The sequence below is a fragment of the Exiguobacterium sp. H66 genome (assembly GCF_018618705.1).
In the GTDB taxonomy this organism is placed as follows: domain Bacteria; phylum Bacillota; class Bacilli; order Exiguobacteriales; family Exiguobacteriaceae; genus Exiguobacterium_A; species Exiguobacterium_A oxidotolerans.
Map to the genome: position 1 here is coordinate 37,815 of NZ_JACSMQ010000001.1, position 12,300 is coordinate 50,114.

Below are 12,300 nucleotides of genomic sequence, written 5' to 3' on the forward strand. Positions count from 1 at the left end.
AAATCGGCGTTTTTCTATATGAGGTGAAAACTATGGCGACAGATTTAAACAATTATAATGACGATGCCATCCAGGTGCTCGAAGGACTCGAAGCTGTCCGGAAGCGCCCAGGTATGTATATCGGATCGACTGACCACCGTGGTCTCCACCACTTGGTGTATGAGATCGTCGATAACGCGATCGATGAAGCCCTTGCCGGGTTCGGGGAACAGATCGATGTCACGATCCATAAAGATAACGCCATCACGGTCCGTGACCACGGGCGCGGGATGCCGACTGGAATGCACGCGTCGGGGAAACCGACGGCAGAAGTCATCTTCACCGTTCTCCACGCCGGCGGAAAATTCGGTCAAGGCGGTTATAAGACGTCTGGTGGATTGCATGGTGTCGGTGCCTCCGTCGTCAATGCCTTATCAACAGACTTGAAGGTGACGATTTATCGTGACGGAAAACAGTTCGAGCAAACGTTTGAAAATGGCGGAATGCCTAAAACGACGTTACTTGAGACGGGAGCGACGCGTCAAAAAGGAACAGGCGTCTATTTTAAGCCGGATGCGAAAATTTTCAGTACCTTGACATACAACTATGAAACGCTCGCTGAACGTCTTCGTGAATCCGCTTTCCTCTTAAAAGGCTTGAAAATCACCTTGACGGATGAGCGGTCCGACAAAGCAGATGTCTTCCAATACGAAGAAGGGGTCAGCGAGTTCGTCGGTTATTTGAACGACGACAAGGATGTCCTGCATCCGACGGTCGCGTTTGAAGGCGTCGAAAACGAAATCGAAGTCGATATCGCGTTCCAATTCACGGACGCCTACTCGGAAAACGTCCTGTCGTTCGTTAATAACGTCCGGACGCGTGACGGTGGAACCCATGAAGTCGGTTCGAAAACGGCAATGACCCGCGTCATGAACGAATATGCCCGTAAAAATAGTTTATTAAAAGAAAAAGATAAAAATCTCGACGGCAATGATATCCGGGAAGGCTTGACGATGATCGTCTCGATTCGGATTCCGGAAGAATTCCTCCAGTTCGAAGGACAAACGAAGTCAAAACTCGGTTCTCCTGAAGCACGGACGAGTTGTGACGCCGTCATCAGCCGCCGTCTGTCGACGTACCTCGAAGAAAACCCGCAAACGGCGACTTTGCTCATTAAAAAAGCCATTCGTGCGGCACAAGCCCGCGAAGCAGCCCGCAAAGCCCGGGAAGAAGCGCGCAACGGCAAGAAAAAGAAACGTTCCAGCATCTTAAACGGGAAATTGACACCGGCCGCTTCAAAAAACGCCGACAAAAATGAATTGTTCCTCGTCGAGGGAGATTCTGCCGGCGGTTCTGCAAAACAAGGACGGAACCGGACGTTCCAAGCGATTTTACCGTTACGCGGGAAAGTCCTGAATACGGAAAAAGCGAAACTCGCTGACATCATGAAGAATGAAGAAATCAACATGATCATCCATGCGATCGGAGCCGGGGTCGGGGCAGATTTTGACTTGTCCGACTGTAATTTCGACAAGGTCATCATCATGACCGATGCCGATACCGATGGCGCCCACATTCAAGTCCTCCTGCTGACGTTCTTCTTCCGTTACATGCGTCCGTTGATTGACGCCGGGAAAGTCTTCGTCGCTTTACCGCCGCTGTATCGTGTCTCGAAAGGTAAGGGAAAAACGGAGAAGTTCGAGTATGTCTGGGATGAAGACACACTGGCGAAAACAACGAAAAAGTATGGTAAAGGCTATATGATCCAACGCTACAAAGGACTTGGTGAGATGAATGCTCCTCAACTTTGGGAAACGACGATGGATCCTGAGACCCGGACATTGATTCGCGTCACGATCGACGACGCCGCCGTTGCTGAAAAACGTGTTTCCGTCTTGATGGGCGATAACGTCGGCCACCGCCGGTCATGGATTGAAGATAACGTCGCGTTCGGACTCGCGGAAGACATCTCAATCATTGAAAATGAACACGTGACGAAAGCGAGTGTGACAAAGCATGTCTAATCTACAGAACATCTTAAATTTATCGCTCGAACAGGTCGTCGGTGACCGGTTCGGACGTTATTCGAAATACATCATTCAAGACCGGGCTTTACCGGATGCGCGCGACGGGCTCAAACCCGTCCAGCGGCGTATTCTCTATGCGATGCATACGGAAGGGAACCTGTATGACCGTGCGTACCGGAAGTCTGCCAAGACGGTCGGGGTCGTCATCGGCAATTACCACCCGCACGGCGACTCGTCTGTCTATGAGGCGATGGTCCGCTTGAGTCAGGAGTGGAAGTTACGGTACCCGCTCGTCGACATGCAAGGGAATAATGGATCGATTGACGGCGATAGTGCTGCCGCAATGCGATATACGGAAGCACGTCTCTCGAAAGTCTCAAGCTTGATTCTAGACGGCATCAATAAACAGACGGTCGATTACACACTCAACTTTGATGATACGACGGAAGAACCACTCGTCTTACCTTCGTTGTTACCGAACTTGTTGATGAACGGCTCGACCGGGATTTCTGCCGGATACGCAACAGAGATTCCTCCGCACCACGCGGGCGAAGTCCTCGATGCGGCAATCGGTCGCATCTCAGGCACGGTCAATGACGTCAACGACCTGCTGACACACATGCAAGGACCTGATTTCCCGACTGGTGGCGTCGTGCAAGGGCTCGACGGGATCAAAAAAGCGTTCGAAACAGGACGTGGGAAAGTCATCATCCGGTCGCGGGCGACAATCGAGACACTCCGCGGGGGACGTCAGCAAATCGTCATCACGGAACTGCCGTACGAAGTCAACAAAGCAAATCTCGTCAAACGGATGGAAGAATTACGCCTCGACCGTAAAGTCGAAGGAGTGGCTGAAGTCCGCGATGAAACGGACCGCGATGGACTGCGTGTCGTCATCGAACTGAAAAAAGAGGCTGATGCAGAGGGGATTTTACATTTTTACCTCAAACAAACCGACCTCCAAGTCGCCTATAACTACAATATGGTCGCCATCCATGAGCGGACACCGCGTCAAATGGGTGTGCTCGCCTTACTGGATGCTTATTTAAGCCACGTCAAGGAAGTCGTCATCCGTCGGACAATGTTTGATCTCGATCAAGCGAAACGCCGCCAGGAAGTCGTCTCTGCCTTAATGACTGCGATTTCCGTCCTCGATGAGACACTCCGTCTGATTCGGGCTGCGACGAACAAAGCGGAAGCAAAAGAGAATCTGATTGAACGCTTCGCCTTCTCGGACCGACAAGCAGAAGCTGTCGTCATGCTCCAACTGTATCGCCTGACAAATACGGACATCGTCGAATTGCAGGAAGAGGCTGAAAAACTCGAGAAGGAAGTCACGCGTCTCGAGAAAATCTTGAACGATGAGAAGACGCGGAACCGCCTCATCATTAAAGAATTGAGCATCTTAAAGGATCAAGTCGCGGATGAACGCCGTTCGACCGTCGAAGCCGAAGTCGAAGAACTGAAGCTGAAGACGGAAGTCATGATCGCCGTCGAAGAAACGATGGTCTTCATGTCGAAAAACGGCTACATCAAACGCTCGTCGCTCCGTTCATTCGGTGCCTCGAACGACCTTCCGGAGATGAAGGAACAAGATCGTCTGCTCTATCAAGGGCAAGCGATGACGACCGATCACGTCATCGTCTGGACGATACGCGGTAATTACTTATTGATTCCGGTCCATCAGCTCCCAGATACGAAATGGAAGGATGGCGGACAACACGTCGCGAATCTCGTACCACTCGAACCGGGTGACCGTGTCCTCTCGATCGATCTCGTCCGGACGTTCGACGAAACGTCACATTGTCTGTTCGTCACTCGCCAAGGAATGGTCAAACGATCGAAACTGAGCGATTACAATGCCCAGCGGAAGTCGAAACCATTGCAAGGCGTCCGCTTAAAAGCAGATGACGAGGTCCTCTATGCTGCGGTCTCGACTGGCGAGAAACAATTGTTCCTCGCAACGCAAAACGGCTTTGGTCTTTGGTTCACGGAAGACGATGTGCCGGTCGTCGGCGTTCGGGCAGCAGGTGTCAAAGCCATCAACCTGAAGGATGATGATGTCGTCGCAGGGGCGATTGCCTTTATGCAAGCACCGAATATCGTCTTACTGACACAGCGGGGTGCCTTGAAGAAGATGCGCCTTTCAGATCAGTTCCAAATCACGAATCGTGCCTTACGTGGTCAGCAATTGTTGCGTGATTTAAAATCAAAACCGCACCAGGTGGCGGCATTACTTGATGTAACGAATCAAAAAGAACTCGTTTTGATTGGAAAAGAGCAGGCAAAATCGATTCAAATCGGTTCCTTGTCTTATCTCGATCGGTTATCGAATGGTTCGTTTGCGTATGATGAAGAAAAATTCGGTCCACTCGTTGACTGGTATACCGTTTGACGGTCAGACGTCCCTCACGATGAAGCGTGGGGGACGTCTTTTTTCTGTCTTTTTGTAGGAAATGTCGTCTTTTTAATCATTTTTTTAGATTATTTCCACAAATTATCGGTGAATCTTTAGTTTACAAATTGAAAGAGTGACCAATAACCGCTACAATAAAAGAAAATGGTCAGGTCAAGCATGTCACATCAGACGCGAAGCGGTTCGAAGCGTAGCTTATATGTATTTCTCAAGCAGCTACGGATCCGTCCTTAGCTGCTTTTGTGCCATCTGCCTAACTGGAGAGGTGATGAAGATGAAATTCAGACGACGCGAAAAAGTAGCAATCTATATCACACGGGAACAACCAGAGGGATGGGAACTACTTGTTTTTCATCCACAATCAGCTCCAGATAGTGACTGGCAGATTCCTGCCGGGACGATTGAAGACGCAGAAATCGCTAAGGAAGCAGCCGTCCGCGAGACGCTGGAAGAAAGTGGTCTATCACTTGCGACCGTTCAATACGTTGGCGAAGAAGAGATGCGTTACCCAGAGCGGATGCGGGTCCATTACACATATTTCTATCATGCCCATATCGAATGCCAAGAAAACAGATGGACGCATTGTGTTGCGGGTGACGGTCAAGATTGCGGTGATTTTTTCCATTTCGCCTGGTTGCCGCTTGATCGCATCACACAGCTCGAACGCCGGCATCATATTTTTCTTGATCGGCTCATTCATCGGTTGGAACGTAATCAACCATATGATTGTCGCAAACACGGCTAATGTCGTGTTTTTTTGTTTTGTCTCACTATATTGAGTTTACCTTACTTATGAGACAAGATTATTTAACTATTGATAATATATGTTATGTTAACTAGTAAATAAAAATAATTTTTTTGCATGTCCCCCATAAAAAATAGTCAGTTTGCCCCTTTGTTTTTTACATCCACCCCTGTTACTCTAAATACAGTAACAAATCATTTGTTACCTTTATAACGGTAACATTTCGGTTGTAACCGAAATATCAGTAACAAAGGAGGAATTTGATGCAAGCCGTCGCCATTTCATTTGACGTCAAAAATTCACGCACTTTTCCGCACAAAGAAGAATTATTGCAGACACTCCGGACGTTGGCGGAGCAATTAAATGACCAGTTTAAAGACGCACTCGTCCCATTTCAAATCAAGTCTGGAGACAGCTTACTCGGTGTTTTCCAAAGCTACCCAGTCTGTTATCCCGTTTTACTCGAACTCGTTAATGGTCCGCTCGACGGTTATGTCGGCGTCGGATTTGGTCAATATGAAACGCTTTCGACGACAGAAGCCGACGAAGCGAACGGTAGCGCCATCATTTTTGCCTTCGAAGCGCAAGAGGCGGCCAAAAAATCAGACAATCAAATCGTTTTCGCCGGCCCCCCTTATTTCCCGGCTGCTTTACTAACAGGCTATGTCGATATGCTGTATCCCGCTTATTTTGGGAAAACAGATCGTCAAGTCGAGCTCCATACACTGATGGACCGATTCCCGGACGCAACGTATGAAGAAATCGGACTAAAAATGGGTTTTCAAGAAAAAGATGCCCGAATTAACGTCGCGAAACTTGTTGCCCGCTCGCAACGTAAACAACGGAAGCAACTCGAAACGGCTTTTATACAAGCGCTCGAGCAACTCCAGGTCTGGGAGGCGATTGGATGAATTTACTGTTGAGCCTCCTGATTGCCCATCTCATTGCCGATTTCCCGCTGCAAGGTAAACGGATCGCGGAGCACAAGCACCGGAAGCTTCGCCCCCTGCTCGTCCATCTCGGGATACATAGCCTCTGTACAGCGGCTGTCTTAAGTTATTTTTACCTGACCGGACAAATCGAGCTCGTAAGTGCCCTGTATCTCTTCAGTGCGATTATCGGATCACACGCCGTCATTGACCGCTCGCAACTCAAGCGGATCATCAAACCGGCACCGGCTTTTTGGATTGATCAACTGTTACATATCGGCATCATCATTGGTCTGATTGCGGTGATGTTCCCGATCAGTTGGCCAAGTGATATCACCCTCTCCTTCCAAGTGCTTTGGATCATCATGTGGAGCCTGGTTGCGACGGAACTGGTCGGACGCGGCATCGCCCCCTTGCTGCTACCGTTCGCTCCCCGATTGATTGAATCCCATTTCGAGCGGAAAGTGACTCGTAAGGAACAATTGAACGGGATCAGCCGTTCCGTCACCCACGAGGTTGAGGATTCGGCCCGCAGTTACACGACAGAGATTAATGGCGTTGGTCGCTATATCGGTCTCGTCGAGCGGGCCATCATCGTTATTCTCGTCGCCGTCAATGCGGTTGGTGCAATCGGCTTCATCATCGCTCTCAAAGCATTGGCGCGGTTCAAGCAGTTTGAAGACCGCCGTTTTGCGGAATATTATATCATTGGCAGTTTACTTAGTATTTTGAGCGCACTCCTCTGCGGAATCGCCATTCGCTTCGTATTATAGAACGAGAAAGAAAGTGAGGTGAGACGGTTTCCTGGCTTTACCAGAAAGACCGTCGAACAAAAATGAAAACGATTGGATTAGTCAGACACCACCGGGTCACAGAAGGATATCCGACGAAAGGTTGGATTAGTGCTTCCGACATCGAAGCTTGGATTGAACGGTACGACAGCTCGGCAATTGATGTCAAACCGGTCGAACTCGGACAGACGGACTGGACGATCTGTTATGCGAGCAGTATGCCGCGGGCGATCCAGACAGCAGAGAGTGTCTATGAGGATGAGATCATCGTGACCGATCTCTTACGGGAAGTGCCGTTCCCGACGATCAATTCCCGGATTCGCCTCCCCTTCCTCGCCTGGGCGATCATCGGTCGGCTCGTCGCTCCATTCAGCAAACGGATTCAGGCGCAGATTAAAGATGCCAACCAACGCATTGAAGTGTTGTTGAATCAATTGGCGTTCGAGAATAATGAACGCGTTCTCCTCGTCGGTCACGGCGGAATGATGTTATTGATGCGGACGGCACTGAAAAAACGTGGTTACACCGGCCCCCGCTTCCGTCACCCGCGCAACGGGATGCTCTATCAATTTGAAAAGAGTGAGGTTAGACGATGAAATGGGCTTCGACGATTCTGCTCGCCCTCGGTCTGATTGTCATTTTCTATATGACACGGGAAGACGAAGCGCTACGCACCGACCGCGCCGAAACGACGGTCTCGGTATACGGATTTGATGTCGGACAAGGTGACAGCACCTTCATCCGGACGAAGACGGACGCGATTTTGATTGATGGTGGCAACAATGGGAAGGGAGATGACGTTGTCCGCTACTTAAAAGCGCTTGGGGTGACACGCTTAACAGCCGTCATCGCGACCCACCCTGACGCCGATCACATCGGCGGACTCGACACCGTCCTTGAAGCATTTGATGTCGACCAAGTCTACGCCCCGCGTGTCAATCATACGACCGATACCTATCGTGACTTTTTGCTTGCTGTCAAAAATGAAGGGGTGACAATCAAGACGGCGAAAGCCGGCGTCGTCATCCCTAGTGAATCAGCCGATTTTGAGATCATCGCTCCTTTGACGGACGGGACCCGTGATTTAAACAGTTGGAGTGCCGTCCTGAAGATGACGCACGAGGAGAATACGTTCCTCTTCATGGGGGACGCGCCAATTCGGACGGAGCAACAATTACTAACAGCCGGAATTGACGTCAAGGCAGATGTCTTAAAGATTGGTCATCACGGTGCCGATACATCGTCGTCGATTCCATTTCTTCAAGCGGTCCACCCTGAACGTGCCTTAATTTCAGCGGGAGAAGGAAATGCCTACAACCATCCCCGGCCGACAGTCATGAATGCCTTAGCAGCAGAGAGCATCACAATCGACCGGACGGACCGGATGGGGACGATTGAATACACATCGGATGGGACGGCGATTACCGTCACAAGTCGCAAAGACTTCCGTCCGAACTAAGGAGGCATGACGATGAAGATGACGGTCACAGCTTTCGAGGAGGCATTCGCCTTGTGTGAGACGGAAGCACGGGAAACGATTCAACTCCCGCGAGAACGACTGCCGGTCGCAGCAGAAGTCGGCGATCGGCTGGAATGGCAAGGGCGCTCGATCCGGATTTTACGTACCGAGACGGTGGCGCGTCGCCAGGAAATCGACCAGTTGATGGATGAACTGTTTGAGGATTGACGCAGGAAGCAGACACAGCGTGTCTGCTTTTTTTACGGATTAATGGAATTAATTAGAAGAAACATCGAGAATTACTGGCGGTTTTATCTGAATTTTCGTACACTTTAGTGAGAAGAAGAAAACAAGGGGGAATTATTTTATGTTTCAACAACTACGTACATCCTTAAAACAATCCGTCCTCGGGCAGGACCATGTCATCGATCATCTGTTGATCGGCATGCTCGCCGAAGGACATGTCTTACTGGAAGATCGACCGGGTACCGGCAAGACGACACTCGCTAAGGCATTGGCGCAGTCGCTCGATGCGAAGTTTTCCCGTGTCCAGTGTACAGCTGATACGCTACCGACCGATTTACTCGGAATGGAGTTGTTCAATCCGTTGACCGGCTCATTCGAACAACGATTCGGCCCTCTGTTCGCCAACATCGTCCTCGTCGATGAAATCAACCGGACGACCCCGCGCACCCAGTCAGCGCTCCTTGAAGCGATGGCGGAAGCACAAGTCACAATCGGTGACACGTCCTATACGTTACCGCAACACTTTTTTGTCATCGCGACACAAAATCCGTTCGATGGACAAGGAACGTTCCCGTTGCCTCAAGCTCAGCTCGATCGTTTTCTTTTCAAACTTTCGTTCACACCACTCGACCGGACTGCTGAAAAAGCACTTTTGCGAGGCGCACATCTCGAGGCGATGGATCTTCATCTCCCACTCGAGCAATTGAACGCCTGGAAACAGGAAGTCGCAGCCGTAACCATCGAAGATACGGTCGAGGACTACCTCCTTGATGTATGTGACGCCCTACGAGCGCACCGTGACATCGAAATCGGTCCAAGTCCGCGGGCGACGCTCGCCTTGCTGAAAGCGGCAAAAGCACGCGCCTGGATGCATGAGCGGAATTACGTGACGCCGGAAGATATCAAGAGCTTGGCCACCCCCTTGCTCGCCCACCGTCTCGTCTTGACCCTTGAAGCGACGTTGAAGATGACGAATGAACGACTCGTCAAACAAACACTCGAATCTTTGACTGTACCGACTGAGGTGTAACCATGCAATTGATTACACCTAAAGCATTCCATCCCATCTTCTTATTTCTCGTCGGGGTAAGTGGTGTCTTTTGCGCCCTATATGGTTCACTCGTCCTCGCCAGTCTATTCGTCGCCTATGTCCTCTACGGCTGGTATATGCCGAAGTGCCTCGAATACTTAGCTAATCAGATCGACGTCCGACTGGTCGAAACGACACGTGCCTTTCGTGACGATGAACTCGCCATCCCGTTTGCTTTAGAAAACCGGGCAAGGTTTTCGCTCGGTAAAGTCACTGTATCCGGCTTGCTCGGGGACCAGGTCCGAATCGATGGTGCAGGCAGTCAATTTTGGCGGCATCACCTGTTCGTCGGTAAAAATCAAATCGTTCCGTTCGAAATTGACGTTATCGCCGCACATCGCGGAACGATTCGGATTCAGTCGTTCGATGTGATGATTTCAGATCCGTTCCATACGATGACGGTCTACTTGACATTACCGATTCAACAACTCGGGCATGTCTTCCCGGACTTCGCCCCTGCTTCCGTCGAATGGAACGAACGGCAAATCCCCGGTGAGACGGTTGATCGGTCGAGCCCGTTCACGGACCGGTCGAGCTTTCATTCCGTCGTCCCGTATGCGGGAGACGCCAAGACAATTTACTGGTCAGCATATGCGAAGACGAGCGAACTCTATTCCTATCAATACGACCGTGTCCGGAATCATGATTATGCCGTCATCATCGACGGTCTGTCCGGTGACGGATTGTCCTTGCGGAGTGACTTTGAAAAACTGCTGTCCCGTGGTGCGACAATCATCCGGGAACTTGAAAAACAAGGTGCCTCTTACAGTCTTTGGATTTCGATGGTCAATCGGGATGGTCAGTGGTACCATGTTCCGTCCGGAAAAGGAAAGGAACAGTTTTTACGGACGATGGAGTGTTTGGCGCGCCTGTCAGAGTACGACTTACCGCTTGAACGCCGATACTTCATGAAACGTCTCCAACGGGCCGTCCCGTCGACGACTGCCGCAATCCACCTCGGTCATCGGCAAAAGGAGGTGGGCGCATGATGTTGCTCTGGTGGTTACTCATCATCAGTCTCTTACAGACGATGGCACTCCCGTTGCTTGCCTTTGCGCTGCTTGCCGTCCTACCCGTTCGGAAAGTCCGGATTCTTCTGCAAGTGATCGCTGCGCTCGCCCTGTTTTATGTATCACCATTGATCAGCATCTTCTTATTGTTGGCGACTGCGATCGGTGCTTTCCTCGAGACGATCGAACTCGAGTACCGCTTTGCTTTGACGGGTGCTGTCTTCGTCGGAATTTGTTTCTTGTACCCCGGACTGACACCACCGCTCCTCGCCTATGTCTTGCTTGGTCTACTCGTCCTGACGCCGTTCTTAAAACGACATCTCGTCGAGTGGCGCCGGATTTTGACGAGCGTCACGCTCGCCTTCGGACTTAGCTTTTTGCTCGTCTTCCTTCTTCGCCTGATGAAGGAAGCATTGTTCGGATCCGTCGCAAATTTAATGCGCCCCGCCTTCGAGGCATTCGGTTCACTCTTTACGTGGACGATTCCGCTTTCGGAAAAGGTCGATGAAAAGACGCAGACTGGTGCAACCCTCGGCAACATGGAAGCGGTCGAACCCATCAAACAAGGGGCAATGAACGCCGCGACGATCCAGGTGTTTAATTATGCCGCCCTCGGACTGGCTCTCCTCGTCGTCGGACTGATGTTCTATTTCCTCCGTAAACGACGCGTCGTCACGGTGGAGCAGGACGAGATCGTCCGACCAACCGCCAAAAAGCGGACGAAGGCCGCGAAAAAGCACAGTCAGCATCCGTTGCTCCAACTCGCCTCGCAACTGGAGCAAGCCTTTCCACGCAAACGCGATGAGACGACATACGAATGGCTTGAGCGGATCGCCTTCCCGGAAGTCGAGCGCAATGCCCGCTTGATTGACGGAATCGAGTTTAGTCAAAGTGAACCCGCCTATGATTTGCAAGTTTTCCGTCGTCAGGTTCGGGAACGTATTGAACAATAAAAAAATCTCCATCTCTGTAACAGAGAATGGAGATTTTTCATTTAGTTGAATCAATTTTCGATGCTTTACGTGCGATGACGACGATAAAGACGATCGCACCGACAGGAAGCACTAACGGCATCCAGTCGAGGATATACTGTGTGTTCATGGTATCCCCCCTTATTGGCATGAGCTATAAGCGTAGCATATTCCAAATAACGGGATGATGCAAGTCTCGTTACAGCCGCGGTAAGACCGAATAAGCGATTGAATAATACAGTAAAATACTTGTTGCAAGCGAATAGACGACAAGAATTACCGGGATATGTTTGAGTTGACCACGACGTTTAAAGAGACGAATCGAAAAAATTGTAATGGCTAGTGCAAAGAGTGGACTAAAACCAAAAATGACGATATCCATCGTTTCTAATAATTCTTCCGCAAAAAGTAAGTTAAAAGCAAAAATAAACAATAAGTACCAGGAAATATAGGATAGACAGACGAAGAATAGATACAATAGTCCATCCATCCAGCCCCGTGTACGGCGATTTTCCATCTGTTGCATGACGTTCCTCCTACATAAGTATCAGATACCCTTAATAGTAGACGGAAAAGATACGCGAAAATATTCAAATATGAATATACGACAAAAAACGACAAAAAGTGTCCTTTCCCT

The 12,300-nt window shown here is 50.1% G+C and carries 12 protein-coding genes; 11 read left to right on the forward strand and 1 reads right to left on the reverse strand.

Annotation, left to right across the window (positions count from 1 at the left end; translation table 11 throughout):
* Positions 1-32: 32 nt before the first annotated feature.
* From parE to KNP88_RS00270, 11 genes are all read left to right on the forward strand, one after another.
* Positions 33-2,003: a DNA topoisomerase IV subunit B gene (gene parE, locus KNP88_RS00220; protein ID WP_214891813.1), complete on the forward strand. Its 1,971-nt coding sequence runs from the start codon at positions 33-35 to the stop codon at positions 2,001-2,003.
* Positions 1,996-4,401 carry a DNA topoisomerase IV subunit A gene (gene parC / locus KNP88_RS00225; protein ID WP_214891815.1) on the forward strand — a complete coding sequence of 802 codons (2,406 nt, stop codon included), beginning with the start codon at positions 1,996-1,998 and terminating at the stop codon, positions 4,399-4,401. The genes parE and parC overlap by 8 nt, the downstream gene beginning before the upstream one ends.
* Positions 4,402-4,696: 295 nt before the next feature.
* Positions 4,697-5,167 carry an NUDIX domain-containing protein gene (locus KNP88_RS00230; protein ID WP_235195152.1) on the forward strand — a complete coding sequence of 157 codons (471 nt, stop codon included), beginning with the start codon at positions 4,697-4,699 and terminating at the stop codon, positions 5,165-5,167.
* A 263-nt stretch (positions 5,168-5,430) separates the two neighbouring features.
* A complete protein-coding gene (locus tag KNP88_RS00235; protein ID WP_214891817.1) occupies positions 5,431-6,078 on the forward strand; it encodes a hypothetical protein in 648 nt (215 codons plus the stop codon).
* Entirely contained in the window at positions 6,075-6,869 is a 795-nt protein-coding gene (locus KNP88_RS00240; RefSeq protein WP_214891819.1) for a DUF3307 domain-containing protein, read from the forward strand. The genes KNP88_RS00235 and KNP88_RS00240 overlap by 4 nt, the downstream gene beginning before the upstream one ends.
* Positions 6,870-6,931: 62 nt before the next feature.
* Complete coding sequence (locus KNP88_RS00245) at positions 6,932-7,483, forward strand: histidine phosphatase family protein (RefSeq protein ID WP_029330219.1); 552 nt, start codon at positions 6,932-6,934, stop codon at positions 7,481-7,483.
* Positions 7,480-8,346: a ComEC/Rec2 family competence protein gene (locus tag KNP88_RS00250; RefSeq protein ID WP_214891821.1), complete on the forward strand. Its 867-nt coding sequence runs from the start codon at positions 7,480-7,482 to the stop codon at positions 8,344-8,346. The genes KNP88_RS00245 and KNP88_RS00250 overlap by 4 nt, the downstream gene beginning before the upstream one ends.
* Before the next feature lie 12 nt (positions 8,347-8,358).
* On the forward strand, positions 8,359-8,574 hold the full coding sequence (locus tag KNP88_RS00255; protein ID WP_157898482.1) for a DUF3006 domain-containing protein: 216 nt from the start codon (positions 8,359-8,361) through the stop codon (positions 8,572-8,574).
* Between the two features lie 139 nt (positions 8,575-8,713).
* On the forward strand, positions 8,714-9,622 hold the full coding sequence (locus KNP88_RS00260; RefSeq protein WP_029330224.1) for an AAA family ATPase: 909 nt from the start codon (positions 8,714-8,716) through the stop codon (positions 9,620-9,622).
* Between the two features lie 2 nt (positions 9,623-9,624).
* Positions 9,625-10,671, forward strand: a complete 1,047-nt coding sequence (locus tag KNP88_RS00265; protein WP_214891823.1) for a DUF58 domain-containing protein — start codon at positions 9,625-9,627, stop codon at positions 10,669-10,671.
* Positions 10,668-11,645, forward strand: coding sequence for a hypothetical protein (locus KNP88_RS00270; RefSeq protein WP_251132567.1), 978 nt, complete (start codon positions 10,668-10,670; stop codon positions 11,643-11,645). Before KNP88_RS00265 ends, KNP88_RS00270 begins: the two co-directional genes overlap by 4 nt.
* 217 nt (positions 11,646-11,862) lie before the next feature.
* Here KNP88_RS00270 and KNP88_RS00275 read toward each other — a convergent pair whose 3' ends face one another.
* The gene (locus tag KNP88_RS00275; protein WP_029330229.1) at positions 11,863-12,189 is read right to left on the reverse strand and encodes a hypothetical protein; all 327 of its coding nucleotides are present in this window, start codon (positions 12,187-12,189) and stop codon (positions 11,863-11,865) included.
* Positions 12,190-12,300 lie beyond the last annotated feature (111 nt).